Origin of the sequence: Streptomyces marinisediminis (assembly GCF_026262575.1) — a bacterium.
GTDB lineage: Bacteria > Actinomycetota > Actinomycetes > Streptomycetales > Streptomycetaceae > Streptomyces > Streptomyces marinisediminis.
On the sequence record NZ_JAPKFL010000018.1, the window covers coordinates 1 to 14,457 of the forward strand.

14 protein-coding genes, 1 tRNA gene and 2 pseudogenes are annotated in these 14,457 nt (G+C 73.5%); 6 read left to right on the forward strand and 11 right to left on the reverse strand.

The window, feature by feature from the left end:
• The first annotated feature begins 82 nt into the window (after positions 1–82).
• Positions 83–2,332, forward strand: a complete 2,250-nt coding sequence (locus tag OSB71_RS15965; RefSeq protein WP_416237271.1) for a helix-hairpin-helix domain-containing protein — start codon at positions 83–85, stop codon at positions 2,330–2,332.
• On the opposite strand, the gene OSB71_RS15970 is transcribed toward OSB71_RS15965, so the two are convergent.
• The gene (locus tag OSB71_RS15970; RefSeq protein ID WP_265948732.1) at positions 2,278–3,087 is read right to left on the reverse strand and encodes a hypothetical protein; all 810 of its coding nucleotides are present in this window, start codon (positions 3,085–3,087) and stop codon (positions 2,278–2,280) included. The genes OSB71_RS15965 and OSB71_RS15970 overlap by 55 nt on opposite strands.
• A gap of 47 nt (positions 3,088–3,134) precedes the next feature.
• Here OSB71_RS15970 and OSB71_RS15975 point away from each other — a divergent pair, with 47 nt between their 5' ends.
• Positions 3,135–3,323, forward strand: coding sequence for a DUF5703 family protein (locus OSB71_RS15975; RefSeq protein WP_265948734.1), 189 nt, complete (start codon positions 3,135–3,137; stop codon positions 3,321–3,323).
• Positions 3,324–3,389: 66 nt separating this feature from the next.
• Here the strand turns inward: OSB71_RS15975 and OSB71_RS24520 are convergent, their stop codons facing one another.
• The 3 genes from OSB71_RS24520 to OSB71_RS15995 all read right to left on the reverse strand — a co-directional run bounded on the left by OSB71_RS24520 (position 3,390) and on the right by OSB71_RS15995 (position 6,108).
• A complete protein-coding gene (locus tag OSB71_RS24520) occupies positions 3,390–4,166 on the reverse strand; it encodes a chaplin (RefSeq protein WP_323055296.1) in 777 nt (258 codons plus the stop codon).
• Between the two features lie 150 nt (positions 4,167–4,316).
• Positions 4,317–4,550 (reverse strand): chaplin, encoded by a 234-nt coding sequence (locus OSB71_RS15990; protein ID WP_265948735.1) that lies wholly within the window; start codon positions 4,548–4,550, stop codon positions 4,317–4,319.
• A gap of 223 nt (positions 4,551–4,773) precedes the next feature.
• The gene (locus tag OSB71_RS15995; RefSeq protein WP_265948736.1) at positions 4,774–6,108 is read right to left on the reverse strand and encodes a M20/M25/M40 family metallo-hydrolase; all 1,335 of its coding nucleotides are present in this window, start codon (positions 6,106–6,108) and stop codon (positions 4,774–4,776) included.
• Between the two features lie 140 nt (positions 6,109–6,248).
• On the opposite strand from OSB71_RS15995, the gene OSB71_RS16000 reads away from it, so the two are divergent.
• Positions 6,249–6,335 (forward strand) — tRNA-Leu (locus tag OSB71_RS16000).
• A 219-nt stretch (positions 6,336–6,554) separates the two neighbouring features.
• Here OSB71_RS16000 and OSB71_RS16005 read toward each other — a convergent pair.
• Positions 6,555–7,106: a tyrosine-type recombinase/integrase gene (locus OSB71_RS16005; protein ID WP_323055300.1), complete on the reverse strand. Its 552-nt coding sequence runs from the start codon at positions 7,104–7,106 to the stop codon at positions 6,555–6,557.
• Positions 7,107–7,174: 68 nt separating this feature from the next.
• On the opposite strand from OSB71_RS16005, the pseudogene OSB71_RS16010 reads away from it, so the two are divergent.
• Positions 7,175–7,603: pseudogene (locus tag OSB71_RS16010) on the forward strand (transposase); the annotation flags it as partial.
• 479 nt (positions 7,604–8,082) lie between these two features.
• Here OSB71_RS16010 and OSB71_RS16015 read toward each other — a convergent pair.
• The 6 genes and pseudogenes from OSB71_RS16015 to OSB71_RS16040 all read right to left on the reverse strand — a co-directional run bounded on the left by OSB71_RS16015 (position 8,083) and on the right by OSB71_RS16040 (position 11,642).
• Positions 8,083–8,250 carry a hypothetical protein gene (locus OSB71_RS16015; RefSeq protein WP_265948738.1) on the reverse strand — a complete coding sequence of 56 codons (168 nt, stop codon included), beginning with the start codon at positions 8,248–8,250 and terminating at the stop codon, positions 8,083–8,085.
• Between the two features lie 352 nt (positions 8,251–8,602).
• The gene (locus tag OSB71_RS16020) at positions 8,603–8,797 is read right to left on the reverse strand and encodes a hypothetical protein (RefSeq protein ID WP_265948739.1); all 195 of its coding nucleotides are present in this window, start codon (positions 8,795–8,797) and stop codon (positions 8,603–8,605) included.
• A gap of 90 nt (positions 8,798–8,887) precedes the next feature.
• Positions 8,888–9,736, reverse strand: a complete 849-nt coding sequence (locus OSB71_RS16025; protein ID WP_265948740.1) for a helix-turn-helix domain-containing protein — start codon at positions 9,734–9,736, stop codon at positions 8,888–8,890.
• 12 nt (positions 9,737–9,748) lie between these two features.
• A complete protein-coding gene (locus OSB71_RS16030) occupies positions 9,749–10,261 on the reverse strand; it encodes a DUF6879 family protein (protein ID WP_265948741.1) in 513 nt (170 codons plus the stop codon).
• Positions 10,242–10,506, reverse strand: a pseudogene (locus OSB71_RS16035) (hypothetical protein). Before OSB71_RS16035 ends, OSB71_RS16030 begins: the two are co-directional and overlap by 20 nt.
• A 677-nt stretch (positions 10,507–11,183) precedes the next feature.
• Positions 11,184–11,642, reverse strand: coding sequence for a helix-turn-helix domain-containing protein (locus OSB71_RS16040; RefSeq protein WP_265948742.1), 459 nt, complete (start codon positions 11,640–11,642; stop codon positions 11,184–11,186).
• Between the two features lie 414 nt (positions 11,643–12,056).
• Between OSB71_RS16040 and OSB71_RS16045 the strand changes: the two genes are divergently transcribed.
• On the forward strand, positions 12,057–13,091 hold the full coding sequence (locus OSB71_RS16045; protein WP_265948743.1) for a GGDEF domain-containing protein: 1,035 nt from the start codon (positions 12,057–12,059) through the stop codon (positions 13,089–13,091).
• Positions 13,092–13,232: 141 nt separating this feature from the next.
• Positions 13,233–14,453 (forward strand): glycoside hydrolase family 26 protein, encoded by a 1,221-nt coding sequence (locus tag OSB71_RS16050; RefSeq protein ID WP_265948744.1) that lies wholly within the window; start codon positions 13,233–13,235, stop codon positions 14,451–14,453.
• Positions 14,454–14,457: the final 4 nt, after the last annotated feature.

Sequence of the window (14,457 nt, forward strand, 5' to 3'; positions counted from 1 at the left end):
GTCTGCCTGACGAGATCACCCGGGCCCTGGACGACGTCTCGGCCCCGCTGCACCGCTACCCCGACCACGACTGGAGCACGCTGTGACCACCTCCGAGGGCACCCCCGGCACCCCCGGCACCCCCGGTGCCACCGACGGCTCGGCCGGCCCGGGCGGCCCGGGCGGCCCGGCCCCCGCGAGCGGTCCGGGCGGCGACGGGCCCGGTGCCGGTGGGCCTGGAGGCGGGGAGTCCGGTGCCGGGGAACCCGGGGGCGGGGAGCCCCGGGGCAAGGCGGCGGAGTTGATGGCCGCCGTGCGGGCGGTGGAGCGCGGTGAGCGGTCGGCCGCCGAGTTCTTCCCGGCCCCGGAGCCGCCCCGCGCCCCCCGCCGCGCCCCCGCCCCCGGGGCGGCCCGCGTCGGCCCGCGGGCCGACGCGGGCGACGCCGTGGTGGTGCCGCCGGAGGTGCCCCGGGTGCTGGCGGCGGGCGGCGCGCCGGAGTCGCTGGCCCCGGCCGTCGTCGAGGCCCTGGGCCCGCAGGCCGCCGAGGAGCTGCGGGAGGACCCGTGGCGCCTGCTGGCGGTCGCCGGGGTCGCGCCGGAACAAGCGGACGCCTTCGCCGCGGCCCTGGGCGCCGAGGGCGGGACGGGCGAGCCCCGGCGGGCCCAGGCCCTGGCGGGCTGGCTGCTGGAGCGGGCGGCCCGCTCGGGGCACACCGTGCTCGGCGCCGAAACCCTGGAGCGCGGGCTCGCGCGGTACGGCGTGCCGGACCCGGGGGAAGCGGTGCGCGAGGCGGTGGACGCCGGAGCGGTGCTGGTCTTCGAGGGGGAGCCACAGGACGCCGAGGCCCCGGTGCCGCTGCTGCTGGGCCTGGAGCGCTGGGCGCTGGCCGAGGAGAGCCTGGCCGACGGGCTCCAGCGGCTGCGCGGCACGTTCGCGGCGCCGGACGCCGACGAGGCGCGGCGGTGGGCGGCGGCGGCCGACGGCGTGCCCTCCGCGTCCGCGGCCGAGCTGGTGCGGGCGGCGGCGGACAGCGGCCTGGTGGTGCACACCGGCGGGGAGGCCGCCCGCGCCGAGGTGGCCGCGCTGGTGGCCGCCGCCCGGGCGGCCGGGCTGCGCGCGTGCGCGGCGGCGCACACCGCAAACGGGAGGCAGCGGCTCGCGGCCCTGGTCGCGGCGGCCGGCGAAGCGCTCGCCGCCCCGGCACCCGGGCCGCCCGCGCCCGGCATGCCCGAGGTCGGTGGCGTCGAGCACGCCGGGGCCGGTGGCACCGAGCACGCCGGGGCTGGTGGCGTCGAGCACGCCGGGGCTGGTGGCACCGAGGCGGAACCCACGGGCGGGGCCGTCACCGTCGCCGGTCTGCTGAGTGGCCGGGAGGGGCCGACGCGGCAGGAGGACGGCACGCTGGCGCTGGACGTGCTGGCGGTGCTGGACGCCCCGCTGCTGGACACGGAGGCCGCCGCGGCGCTCGTCGAGGCGCTGCCGGACGGTGCCCGCCTGGTCCTGAGCGGAGACTTGCACCTGCTGGGCTCGGCCGGTCCGGGGCAGGTGCTCGCTGACGTGCTGGCGGCCGGCGTCGCGCCCCGCGTCGTCTCCCGCACGCCCGACCCCGGCCCCCTGGGCGAGCTGGTCTCCGGCGTCGGCGCCGGTGAGCTGGTCCGGGTCGAGGCGCCGGACCGGGAGGTGGTCATCGTGCCCGTGCGGGAGCCCGCCGAGGCCGTGCACCGCACCGTGCAGCTCGTGGCCGACTCGGTGCCGCGCGCGCTGGGGATCGACGCCGCGGACACCCAGGTCGTCACGCCCGGCCACGGCGGCGGTGCCGGCACCCGGGCGCTGAACAGCGCGCTGAAGGAGCGGCTCAACCCCGGCCCCGGCCGCTTCGGCGGCTTCGACCCGGGCGACCGGGTGGTGTACTCGGTGGCGCCGGGCCGCGTCACCCTGGGCACGGTGGCCGGGGCCGACGACCGGGGGCTGCGCGTGACGGGGGCGGACGGCTCCGCGTGGACGGTGGCGAAGGAGCGCGTGGGCACGGCGCTGCGGCACGGGTGGGCGGTCACCGCACACCAGGCCGCGGGCCTGCGGTGGCCCGCGGTGGTGGCCGTGCTGCCGGGAGACGCGGCCGAGGCGCTGGACCGGCCGTGGGTCTACACGGCGTTCGGGCGTGCGGAGCGGCACCTGTCCGTCGTGCAGGGAGTGGAGGGCGCGCTGCCGCGCGCGGTGGCGGAGCGGCCGGGAGCGCCCCGCTCCACGCGGCTGCGGACGCTGCTGCGCCCGCAGCCGCGGCCCGGAGCTAAGGAGGCTCAGCGGGCGGAGACGGCCGCGTCGTCCTCCGACTCCCCGCCGCCCGCGCCGTAGCCCCCCGCACCCCGTCGCGCGGCGCCCTGCCCGGCCCCCGGGGCCGCGTCGGCGTCGGCGTCGTCGGCGTCGTCGGCGTCGATGTCCTCGGTGTCCTCGGTGTCCTCGATGTCCTCGGTGTCCTCGTCGTCGAAGACGGTGCTGATGTCGTACCGGCAGACGACGCGCTCGGGGTCGGCGCCGTCGAACGGCTGGTCCAGCCACTCCCCCGGCTCCGCGGGCTCGTCGTCGGCGACGACCCACAGGGTGGAGTCGCCCTCGGTGAGCCCGAACTCCTTGTGCCGGGTGGCGAGCTCGTCGGGCTCGAACTCACCGAAGAGGACGCCCAGCGCTGCGTGCACGCTGCTGCCCGGCGTGTCGGCGTCGCCCTCCGAGGGGTCGACGGCGTCCGGGTCCAGGTCGGTGACGCGCTGGGCCTGGGCGAGCAGGCGCAGCGGGTCGCTGACGGTGTAGTCGCGGCGCATGTAGACGCTCAGGGCGGTGGGTTCGTCGGGCCCGAGGTAGCCGTGGGCGCTCTCGCCCCCGGGGATCTCGAACGGGGTGACCTCGTCGTAGGCCCCGTACAGGAGTGCGTCGTACGCCTCGCCCGCGGCGGCGAGGTCGTCGTACGCGGCGTTGACGGCGGCGTCGGCGGCAGCCCCTCGGGTGCCGCGGGCCCGTCGTTCGACCACCTCGAGGTGGTGGTCGAGGGCGGACTTCAGGGCTTCGACGGACGCGCGGACCTCGGCGGCGGTGGGCTGCGCAGCATCAGACATACCGCAGACGCTATCCGGAGGCGGGCCCTATCCGCACAATGGATGCGATGCCGGAATATGAATTTCGCGATGTGTACGTCCCGCGTGGGGTCTCCCGGAGCGCCGCCACGCGGTCGTTGACCGAGCAGGCCGAGTACGGCCACTGGGAACTGGACCGGCTGCGCCTGTACCCGGACGGCAGCCGCCGGGTGCGGCTGCGGCGCCGCATCATCCGCCAGGTGCGGGCCACGTGGTGACCGGGCGCGCCGGGGTGACCGCGAATCCCGCCGCACCGGCGGGACCCGCGGTCGCGGTGTGTCGGGTCAGCGCTGCGCGGCGACGCGGGCGCGGCGGTACAGCACGTAGCCGCCGAGCATCAGCGCGGTGCCGACCGGGAGCACGGTGGTGAGCGCGGAGGCGCCGGTCTCGGCGAGCTCGGCCTGCGGCTCGTGCCGGTCACCGGCCGGGGTGACGCCGGTCTCGCCGCCGTCGCCCGCGGTGTCGCCCGGCTTCTCGGCCTCCGGCTTCTCGGCCTCGGGCTTCTCGCCCTCCGGCTTCTCGCCCTCCGGCTTCTCGCCCTCCGGCTCCTCGCCACCCGGCTCCTCGCCCCCGGGCTCCTCCGGCCGCTCCTCGCCCGGTCCTTCGGGCGCGCCGCCGTTGGTGCAGTCGTTGCCGATGGCCGGGTTGAGGACGCCGACGACGTCCACGGTGTTGCCGCAGACGTTCACCGGCACGCTCACCGGCGCCTGCACGGTGTTGCCCGAGAGCACGCCCGGCGACCCGACGGCCGCGCCGTCGGCCTCGGCGCCGCTGTCGTGGTGACCGTCGTCGTGGTGACCGTCGTCATGGCTGTCGTCGCCGACGTTCGCACACTTGTTGCCGATGGCCGGGTTGAGCCCGCCGACGACGTTCACGGTGTTGCCGCAGACGTTCACCGGCACGTGCACGGGCGCCTGCACGGTGTTACCGGACAGCACGCCCGGCGAGTTGACGGCGGCACCGTCGGCGTCGGCGTCGGCGTAGGCCGCGACGCCGGAGAGGGCGAGCGCGCCGCCCGCGGCCACGACGGTGATCAGGCCCTTTTTGGTGACCTGTCGCATGGTTGCTTCCTGTCTTCGTTGCTGGCGGGACGGCGAGGCGGCTCCGCAGTGCCCGCGGACCTCGGCTCGCCGGAACTGACAGCCCCGGAGCGCGTGGCGCGCGCTCCGGGGCTCGGCATCAGGCCCTCACGGGCTCAGTCAACCGTGACGTCAGTCGTTGATGCAGACGTTGCCGAAGGTCGGGTTCAGCACGCCGATGATGTCGATGGTGTTACCGCAGAGGTTCACCGGAATGTGCACGGGCACCTGGACAACGTTGCCGGACAGCACACCCGGCGAGTTGACGGCGGCACCGTCGGCGTCGGCGTCGGCGACGGCGACGCCCGCACCCGCGAGAACCAGGCCACCGGTGGCAGCCGCAGCGGCGACGACCTTCTTGATCATTGTTCCTCCTTGTTGGCAATGCGGTCCCAGCCACGGACCGCATCCCGTGTAACGAGGAGTGGAAGGCATGGCTACGTTTCGCCCGGCGCATTCACCCGTGCCGGTGAAACCCGCACACACGCCCGACGTTGGTCGCACGCAGCCGCGCGCACGGCCCACGCGGCGCCGCGACGCCCCGCCCGGCCCCGGCGTCCCGCCGGCGGCGGGCCCGGGCGGGGGCGCGTCAGCACTGCTCGATGAACCGGTCGAGCACGCGCACGCCGAACCGCAGGCCGTCCACGGGCACGCGCTCGTCGACTCCGTGGAACATCCCGGCGAAGTCCAGCTCCGGGGGCAGTTTCAGCGGGGCGAAGCCGAAGCAGCGGATGCCCAGGTCGTCGAACTGCTTGGCGTCGGTGCCGCCGGAGAGCATGTAGGGCACGGCCCGGGCGACCGGGTCCTCCGCGACGAGCGAACTCTGCATGGCTTCGACCAGGGCCCCGTCGAAGGTGGTCTCCAGCGCCTTGTCCGCGTGCACGTCCTCGCGCCTGACCCGCGGGCCGAGGACGCGGTCGAGGTCGGCGAGGAACTCCTCCTCGTGCCCGGGCAGGAAGCGGCCGTCCACGTGTGCGGTCGCCTGGCCGGGGATGACGTTGACCTTGTACCCCGCGCCGAGCTGGGTGGGCGCGGCGGTGTTCTGCAGCGTGGCCCCGATGATCTTGGCGATGCCGCCCAGCTTGGCCAGGGTCTCCTCCATGTCCTCCGGGTCGAGTTCGACGCCGAGCGCGTCGGAGAGCTCGTCGAGGAAGGCGCGGACCGTCTTGGTGACGCGGACGGGGAACCTGTGCCGGCCGAGCCGCCCCACCGCCTCGCACAGCTCGGTGATGGCGTTGTCGTTGTTGGTCATCGAGCCGTGGCCGGCCGTGCCGTCCACGGTGAGCCGCATCCAGTGCATGCCCTTCTGCGCCGTCTCGATCAGGTACAGGCGCAGGTTCTCGTTCACCGTGAAGGAGAAGCCGCCCACCTCGCCGATGGCCTCGGTGACGCCCTCGAAGAGCCCGGGCTGGTGGTCGACGAGGTGGCGGGCGCCGTAGCGGCCGCCGGCCTCCTCGTCGGCCAGGAAGGCGAGCACGATGTCGCGCGGGGGCTTGCGGCCGGTGCGCATGCGCTCGCGCACGACGGCCAGGGTCATGGCGTCCATGTCCTTCATGTCCACCGCGCCGCGGCCCCACACGCAGCCGTCGGCCACCTCGCCGGAGAACGGGTGGTGCCGCCAGTCGTCGGCGTTGGCCGGGACGACGTCGAGGTGGCCGTGGATGAGCAGGCCGGGCCGGGACCGGTCCACGCCGGGGATGCGCACGACGGTGGAGGCCCGCCCGGGCCGGGACTCGAAGATCTCCGGCTCCAGCCCGACGTCGGCGAGCTGTCCCGCGACGTACTCGGCCGCGGCCCGCTCGCCGGGGCCGCTGTCGTCTCCGTAGTTGCTGGTGTCGATGCGGATGAGGTCGCGGCAGATGCCGACGACCTCGTCCTCGCCGGTGACGGCGCTGTCTGCCGGGGTCGGGCTCGACTCGCTCACACTGCCTCCAGGTGGTGACGGGGGTCCTCCCCCATCCTGGCGCCTCGCGCGGCCTCCCCCAAGGCCAGGGGGATCGGCGGCCCGGAATCCAGTGCTATCGTGGGCGTCGCGCCGAGCGGCACAGCCCGCGCGGCCCACCGGTCCGGGTGGCGGAATGGCAGACGCGCTAGCTTGAGGTGCTAGTGCCCGTTAAGGGCGTGGGGGTTCAAGTCCCCCCTCGGACACCAGCGAAGACCCCGGTTCATCTGGGGTTTTCTGCTTTCCTGGGCAGTGGCGTGACCAACCACGTGACCAACGGCCCAGCGATTCCCCAGGTCAGACCAGGGATGACAGGCCGAGTCGGCCTGCACCGGAGGCGGCCAGCCGCCGCGCTCCGCCCTTACGAGAGTGCCCGTATCAGGCCATGGTGTAGCCGGGCGAGTGGTGCCGGACGTTGGCGGAGACCTCTACGGGGTTCTCCCCGACCCCAGATCGTTTGTGACCTTGCTGTGCCGCCAGTCGTGGATGCGGAACTGTTCGGGCAGCCTCAACCGGGTGCGCAGGGTGCGCCAGCGGGCCGAGACCTTCTCCGGGTCCTGCGGTCCGCCTGCCTCGCCCCGGTACAGCTTGCAGCCGTCGCGGGCGAACACCAGGTCATGGTCCGTCCAGGCGGAGCCGAGACGCTTCCGCTCGGCGTCCTGGCGCTCCTTCTGCCACTTGAGGACGTTCATCACTGCCTGGTCCACGTAGATGACGGCGTTGTCGTCGCCGTCTTTGGTGAGCTTCCGCAGCCGGTAGGAGTTGCCCTCTCCGACCACGACCCAGCCCAGTTCAACAGCTCCCTCGTCCCAGCGGACGAGGGGCCACTTCACGCCCAGGGCCTCGCTGCGGCGGACGCCCGTGGCGGCGTAGACGGTCCACAGAGGAGCGTCCCTCAGGCAGTGGTGCGTCAGACCGCCGTCACAGGCGGTTGCCGCACGGCTCCCAGACCGAGGACAGGAACCGCCCGGTGCCGTCATCGTCCAGGGCCGGGTACTTAGGGACTGCAAGACGTTCGGTGTAACTCCCGATCAAGGAAGACGCACCGATGACCAGGGGGAACGTGACCGAGCCCGGGACCACCGAGCCGGGTAGGCCGCAGCCGTCGAAGGCTGTGGACGACCAGCTGATCGACGGGCTGGTGGGCCGCGCTCAGGCCGAGGGCCTGCAGCTGACCGGTGAGGGCGGCCTGCTGCAGCAGTTGACCAAGCGGCTGCTGGAGTCCGCTCTCGAAGGCGAGATCACCGACCACCTCGGCTATGACCAGCATGATCCGGCCGGGAAGAACCGTGGGAACTCGCGTAACGGCACTCGGGGCAAGACCGTGCTCACGGACGTCGGGCCGGTGGAGACAGCCGTGCCCCGTGACCGCGAGGGCAGCTTCGAGCCGCAGATCGTCCGCAAGCGGCAAAAGCGCTTGTCCGGCGTGGACGAGATGGTGATCCCGGTGTCCGCGAAGGATCTGACGACCGGCAAGGGCCGGGCCCGCTGGACCATGCGCTGGAAGACCGCCCTGAACGCCTTCGATACCACCTTCGACGGCCGCCTCTCCGCAGCCCGCCAGTGACCCCAACCGCCCTGGTACACCGCCCGTTTGACAGACCCCGCTCCGGCAGGCCGGCCGTCCGGCCACAGTCTTCACGCTCCGCGAAGACAGTCCCGGTGACACTGTGTCGCAGCCGACCAGCGCGGACAGTGACCAGTACCTGGACACTTACCGTCACGCAGAGCGCCCGCCGGCCAGCGCGGAGCGTGAGGAGAACCGCGCAACGGTCGTCCAGCTCGACGCCTACCGCCCGGCCCCGGAGGCAGCGGTAGAACCAACGCCCGAACCGAAGCGGCCCGAACCCCTCGCCGCTTCCAACCCCTTCCGTGCCCTGCTCCAACCGCTGAACAAACCAACTGCGCCCCCGCCACACGGCGGGGGCGCACTTTCCGTTATGCCTACACGTGCGGCTACTTGCCGTCGTCGGGCTTGGGCTCAGGCGGACGCGGGGCCTCAGGCGGCATCGGCCCCCCGTCGTGCTTGCCACCGTCCATGGCGGGATGTGCGAACGGGATGCCCCGCCACCCGTCCGCGTCAGGCGTACGAGATGCGTACGTCTCGACTGCCAAACCGGTCATGGCGACTCTCCTTTCCACTTGTTGTTTCCGGACCCCACCCCGGCTGAGGCGGGGCGTCCTGGGGTGAGCCATAGCGGGCATGCGCGGCCAGCGCGCGAGCGGCTGACGGTGGGTTCAGGTGAGCTTGCCGGTAACGGCGAGCGTGATGAGAAGCGCTGCCGTCCCCCACGTCGCCAGTGCGAACACAGGCCCAGCGAAACGGCACAGGCCACGGGATAAGCGCCTCACTGTCGCCCCTTTGCCTTGCAGATGGAGCAGGGGAAGGGGCACGGCTTCACGACCGACCCACGCGGCACGAACACGACACCGGAGGTGCGGTCAACGCGAGGCTCACTCGGCGTCGGGGCAGCCATCAGTGCCCCTCGGGGTGACGGGCGAGGAAGACGTTGCAGTCAGAGACCGTCGTCATGTCCCCACCCGCGCGGGCACGATCGCGCACGTTGGCCAGCTCGATGCAGCCCGCGCAGCCCTCTACCGGCATCGGGTCGGGCTTGGTGCGCAACGGCAGCTCAACGGGCGGAGTGGAGTACTTCGTTGGCTCGGTCATGCCGACACCCCTTCGCGTCATTCGTGTGATGAAGACGCTACGGAGAGTGGGTGTCGATGGGCCACGCTATTGCATGCGATTGCACACCAATTATCGGAGCGAGTCCCGGGCCGTAGTGATCAACGCACGAGCCTTCGGCCCGTAGACCGCCATGTCTGCCAGCCCCGCGAACGTGTCAGCGTAGGAAGCGATCTCGCTGGGCTGCGTGATGGTGAGGTAGCCGGAGACCAACTCGACGTTGACCTGTGCTACGTCATAAATCCAGAAGTTCTCGACGGGCAGACGGGGGCGACGCTGGGACACAGGGATCACACCTAGGCTGACGTTCGGCAGACGGCTCACTATGAGCAACTGCTCCAACTGCGTTCGCTGCGTCTCCGCCGCGCTAAGCGTGTTCCGGAGAACCGGTTCCTCGATCAGGAAAGCAAAGCGGCGGTTCCCCTCATACAGCACGTGCTGACGCTCCATGCGGGCTGCTACCGCGTCGGCAACGTCGTCCATGGAAACCCGCTGCCTCTGGATGGTCCGGAGTACGTCCTCCGTGTATCCGCTGGTTTGGATGAGGCCCGGGATTGCCCATGAGGAGTAGGAACGAAACCGGCGAGTGCGCTCATACAGCGGAAGACGTTCTTCCTGAGACCGTCGCAGACCGGCACGCTCCGCCCGGCGCCACTCGATCCACATCCCCTCAACGGCACGCAGGGAAGCAACCAGGTCATCCGTCTGGTCCTCCGCGCCGCACGCCCGGCACCACGCCCGGATGTCGTCGGCCGATGGCGACGTTTTCGCCGTCGAGATCCGCGACACCTTGGACGGATGCCAGCCGCACGTACGCGCGAGCGTCTTGCCGTCCAGTCCGGCGTCCGTACAAATCTCACGAAGACGTTCGGCAAGTATCTTGCGGGCGGCCTGGACGCTCGATGATCCGGAATTTGCCATGGTGCGGGCCGGTCAGACCGGCTTGTACTCCTCGTGTGGCGTAGCACGATCCCAGATCGCATCGAACGAATCTACGCACCACTTAGCCAGCACGGCGTCCCGGACGTACTCTCGGTCCATCAGTTCCCCGTTTCCGCCGAAGTGATGGAAGAGGACTGTCTCCTCGTCGAAGACCCAGAAGTCCACTGCGGGAATAGCCAGGTCCTTGGCCCTGCGCCGTGGAAGCCAACGAACTTGCTCGCCCGCAGCGAGGTTCGTCACGGCGTAGTCGTACTCGAAGCGGACGTACTCCGACAGCGGTTCGGATACGACGCGAGCGCGGCGCAGGTCCACTCCCCGAGCTACGGCATCGTGCACGGCGTCGTGCCAGCCCTCCCACCGGGTTTCCCGGTTGCCCGAGTGGAACCGGTGTCCCTCTTGCCAAGCCAGAAAGTCGGGGTCTTCGGTCTGGTAGTGGTCGCGCACTTCCAGGTGAACAGCGGATCGCTGGGCGCGGGACAGCGGTTCACGTGCCGGGGGCTGCATCTGCGACGTCTCCGTCCTTTCGCGGGATGAACTGAAGCATGACTGCGGGAAGCCTGATGATCGTCTCGTGGTCCGGCACGTCCGTGGAGTGGCCGGGGATTGAGCCGACCTCCTGGCACTCCTTCACTTCCTGCTCGGTCGCCCTGTACGACTGGATCAGCAGGTCTCCCGTCCTCGTGGAGCCAGATCGTCGGCGAGTCGTCCTTGCCGGTGTCGGGGATGATCCCGAGGAACTTGTAGGCCATGGCTGCTCCCGATGTCGATGCGGTTGCACTCACTTGCGGGAGCGTCACCCGGTTGAGTCTCGGCGTCAAGAGCGCCTGAGAAGAGTGGCGCGAACTGGGTTGGCCACGTGACCAACGCATGACCAACAGCGGACCGAAACAGCCAGAAACCGCAGGTGAGGGTGACCAACCGTGACCCGATCGAAGGTGCCTTAGGGGGACGTTCCCGCAGGTCAGCTAAGTAATGAGCTGGTGCCCGAGTGGAGAGTTCACGTCCCCCCTCGGACACAGTGCCTGGGACCCCTGTTCGTCAGGGGTCTTCCGCGTTTCCCGGCGGTGGTGTGACCGGAGGCCGGCCGGCGGCCCGGCGCACCGCGGGCCGTGGCGCGACCCGGCCCCGCGGGCTCCCCGGGCGGCGCCCCGCGGGCTCCTCAGTTCTCGCGTCAGTTCTCGCGCGCGTGGGCGCGGCGGGCCGTCGGGCGGATCCGGCGGTGGCGGGCCGGACGTGCGCTGCGGCCTGCACGGCGCTTCCGCCCCCGCCTCCGGCCGTGTCCCGCCGCCGGTTCGTGCGCGGCCCGGCGCGCCGCCCCCGGCCGTGCGTCCGGCCCGCCTCGCCGCCGACGCCGTTCGCGGCGGGGAAGCGCGGCGGGCGGGGCGGCGAGCCCCGCGCCGGGGGCGCGCGCCGACGCCGTTGCGCTTCAGGTGCGGGGGGACTCCGGGGGCGCGCCGTCGTCGCCGTGCCCGGTGCGGCCGTCCAGGACGTGCTCGACGATGCGGGTCACCGCCGCGAGCCCCTCGGGCGACAGCTCCAGGGCACGCAGGGCCAGGTTGCGCACGCCGAGGTTGTGCGCGACCTGGGCGAGCGCGATCTCGGCGTCCGTCTGCGCGGCCGTCGCCTCGTCGAGGAAGTAGGACGCGGGCACGCCGAAGAACCGGGCGAGCGCGGTGAGCAGCTCGGTGGAGGGGTTCTTCTTCGTCCCGGTGCGCAGGGCCGAGAGGTAGGCGCCGCCGACCCGGATGTGCGGGTGCGACTCCTTCACGGCCGCGGCGACCTCGTCGTTGGTGTACGGCCGGCCCCGGGGCCCGTACGGGCGGATGGTGTCGAAAAGGTGGTTGAGCGCCGCCGCCAGTGTCGGCAGGCCTTTGCTCTCCGGCATCGCTCCTCGCCCTCCCGCCTCACCCCGGCTGTGGGGCATCCTAACCCGGCGCCAACTCCCCTGCTTCAACCCGTGGTTGACACCTGGACCCGGCGCCCGATTAGACTCACACAGCGCACGGGATCAACTACCGGTTGAATAGGTCAGGAGCCGCACCGCCGCCCGTGCCGCCCGGCGCACGCCCGGGTGGCCGGCCGGAGGGAGCGGGCGGGACGCACGGCCGACAGCACGGAGCCGGCAGCACGTACAGGCACGCCCGGGCCGCACCCGGGCCCGGACAGGCGGCACCGCGCCACGGCCCGGTCCGCACCACCAACTCAGCCAGGTCAGCACGTCGTCGCGAGGCGGAGCCGGACCGGTCCTGGTCGCCACCAGAACCGGTGCTGCCACCGGCCAGCGGGGAAGAGGGGATCGATGAGGACCGCGCCGAGGTCAGCAGGCGGCCCGGTAACGCCGGGCGTCCCGTGCGGCGGGCAGGTGCCGCGCACCGGTGCCGTCCGGCAGACGGCGCACGACGGACCCTGCGCCGAGTGCGGCAGAGACCTCGTCGACGGGCTCACCGGCGTGCTCGACCGCCAGGTGTGGGACGGCCGGGCCCTCGCCGCGCTCGCCGCCGCCCGGGACGCCGGTCAACCGGTGGCGCTGCTCCTGGCCGACCTCGACGGGTTCAAGAGCGTCAACGACACCTACGGCCACCTCGCCGGCGATGCCGTCCTGCGTGCCGCGGCCGCCGTGCTCAGCCGCATCGACGGCGCGGTCGTGGGCCGGTACGGCGGGCACACCGGCGACGAGTTCCTGGTGCTGCTGCCCGGCCTGTCGCTGTCCGAGGCGCTGGCCACCGCCCGGACGGCGCTGGCCGGGGTGCGCGGCCAGACCGTCGGCGCGCACACCGGGCGCGGCGCGACCGTCGCCCTGACCGGGCAGACCGTCTCGCTGGGAGTGGCCGAGTGCGTGCCGCACGGCCCGCCGCAGGAGGCGCTGTTCGGGCTGCTGCTGGACTGCGACGTCGCCCTGCGCGCGGCCAAGCGGGACGGCGGCGACCAGGTCCGCACGGCGGTTCCGGGGGCGACGGCCGACGGCTCCGCGGCGTTACCCGCGTCCGACCCGCCCGACCTCGGCCCCGACCCCGGCCCCGCCGGGCCCCAGACCACCGGGCGCCTGCCCGCGGGGCCCGAGACCGCCGGGTCCGCGCCGCGCCCGCCGGGCGCCGCCGGGGGCCCGCCGACCGGTGGCGTGGAACGCCCGGCGGCGGGCGGTACGGCTGCGCGCCCCGGCGGGGGGCGGGGCGCGCAGCGACCGCGCGAGGTGCGGATACCGCTGGGCGCCTTCGGCCACACCGCGTCCGGCGACACCCTGGAGCTGGTGCTCTCGGCTCCGGCGGCGGCCCGGTTGCACGAGGTCCTCGGGCGCCTGCTGGACGACGGCACCGGTGCCGCTCCCCCGACGTGAGTCCGCGGCCCCGGAGCGGGGCGGCGGCTCGTCCGTCCGGGCGGACGCCGGAGCGCGAACGGGTGAGCGGGGCCGTCCGGTCCCGGTGCGCGGGGCGGGCGCTGCCTAGGGTCGAGGGCGAGTCTCCCGGGAGGAGCCGCCATGCCGACCCTGAGCCGCCCCCTGGCGGGCGCCACCGCGGCCGTGGCCGCGGGCCTGCTGGCGGCCACGGCGCTGGGCGCCGTGGGGACGGGCGGGGCGCGCGGCCTCGCGGACGGCCGCAGCGCCGCCGTCGCGCAGACCGCCACGGGCACCGCGTCCCCCTCGCCGCCCCCGCCCACCACGCCGTCGCCCACCACGCCGCCGGCTCCGCCGGGGCCGCCCGCGCTGGGGGCCTTCCTCGCCTCCGGGCCGACCGGCGTGCGGCGCATCCCCGCGCTGGAGCGCTGGCTGGAGGGGGCGCGGCTGCGCGTGGGCCACACCTACCTGCCCGGTGACCTGTGGTCGAACATCGAGGGGCGGCCCGCCTTCCTCAACGCCTGGGCCCGCTGGCGCCGCGCCGACCCCGACCGGCTCCTGGTGCTCAACGTGCCGATGCTGGAGCGCAACGAGGCGGACGTGCCCGACGCCGAGGTGCGCCGGCTCCTGCGGGCCGGTGCGCGGGGCGCCTTCGACCACCACTTCCGCCTGCTGGCCCAGCGGATGGTGCGCATGGGCATCCCGGACACCGTCGTCGTACTCGGCTGGGAGATGAACGGCACCACCTACACGCACCGGTGCGGCCCCGACCCGGGGGCGTGGAAGGCGTACTGGCGGCGCGTCGTCACCACCATGCGGGCCGTCCCCGGCCAGCGGTTCCGCTTCGACTTCGCCCCGAACCGCGGGCGCGACGCCGTTCCGTGGCCCGAGTGCTACCCGGGGGACGACGTCGTCGACGTCATCGGCATGGACTCCTACGACCAACCGCCGGGCGAGGACTTCCGGGACCACGTCGAGCAGCCCTACGGGCTGCGCCACCACGTGGAGTTCGCCGCGGCCCGCGGCAAGCCGGTCTCCTACCCGGAGTGGGGCCTGTTCCGCAACGGGGACAACCCGGAGTACGTGCGCGGCATGCTGGCGTGGTTCGCCGAGCACCGACCGCTCTACCAGACGATCACCGACTACTGCCCGCACGGCGTGTGGCAGTGCGAGGACAACCCCCGCTCCGCCGCGGTGTACCGCGAGACGCTCGCGCAGCGGGGGCGGGAGTGGGCGCGGGCGGGGGCCGCCGAGGCGTTCGGCTCCCCCGCGCCGCACGGGACCGGCGGCTGCCCGCCGGCCCCGGTGGGCGACGCGCTGCAGCGCTCGCTCGCGGGCCGCTGGTGCCACCGCGCCGAGCCGTGAGGCG

What these genes read in the sequence shown, in the direction of transcription:
- OSB71_RS16020 (WP_265948739.1), bottom strand. Translation starts at nt 8,797, where the DNA reads ATGACCGAGCCAACGAAGTACTCCACTCCGCCCGTTGAGCTGCCGTTG.
- OSB71_RS16050 (WP_265948744.1), top strand. Translation starts at nt 13,233, where the DNA reads ATGCCGACCCTGAGCCGCCCCCTGGCGGGCGCCACCGCGGCCGTGGCC.
- OSB71_RS16025 (WP_265948740.1), bottom strand. Translation starts at nt 9,736, where the DNA reads ATGGCAAATTCCGGATCATCGAGCGTCCAGGCCGCCCGCAAGATACTT.
- OSB71_RS15970 (WP_265948732.1), bottom strand. Translation starts at nt 3,087, where the DNA reads ATGTCTGATGCTGCGCAGCCCACCGCCGCCGAGGTCCGCGCGTCCGTC.
- OSB71_RS16045 (WP_265948743.1), top strand. Translation starts at nt 12,057, where the DNA reads ATGAGGACCGCGCCGAGGTCAGCAGGCGGCCCGGTAACGCCGGGCGTC.
- OSB71_RS15975 (WP_265948734.1), top strand. Translation starts at nt 3,135, where the DNA reads ATGCCGGAATATGAATTTCGCGATGTGTACGTCCCGCGTGGGGTCTCC.
- OSB71_RS16030 (WP_265948741.1), bottom strand. Translation starts at nt 10,261, where the DNA reads ATGCAGCCCCCGGCACGTGAACCGCTGTCCCGCGCCCAGCGATCCGCT.
- OSB71_RS16040 (WP_265948742.1), bottom strand. Translation starts at nt 11,642, where the DNA reads ATGCCGGAGAGCAAAGGCCTGCCGACACTGGCGGCGGCGCTCAACCAC.
- OSB71_RS24520 (WP_323055296.1), bottom strand. Translation starts at nt 4,166, where the DNA reads ATGCGACAGGTCACCAAAAAGGGCCTGATCACCGTCGTGGCCGCGGGC.
- OSB71_RS15990 (WP_265948735.1), bottom strand. Translation starts at nt 4,550, where the DNA reads ATGATCAAGAAGGTCGTCGCCGCTGCGGCTGCCACCGGTGGCCTGGTT.
- OSB71_RS16005 (WP_323055300.1), bottom strand. Translation starts at nt 7,106, where the DNA reads ATGACGGCACCGGGCGGTTCCTGTCCTCGGTCTGGGAGCCGTGCGGCA.
- OSB71_RS16015 (WP_265948738.1), bottom strand. Translation starts at nt 8,250, where the DNA reads ATGACCGGTTTGGCAGTCGAGACGTACGCATCTCGTACGCCTGACGCG.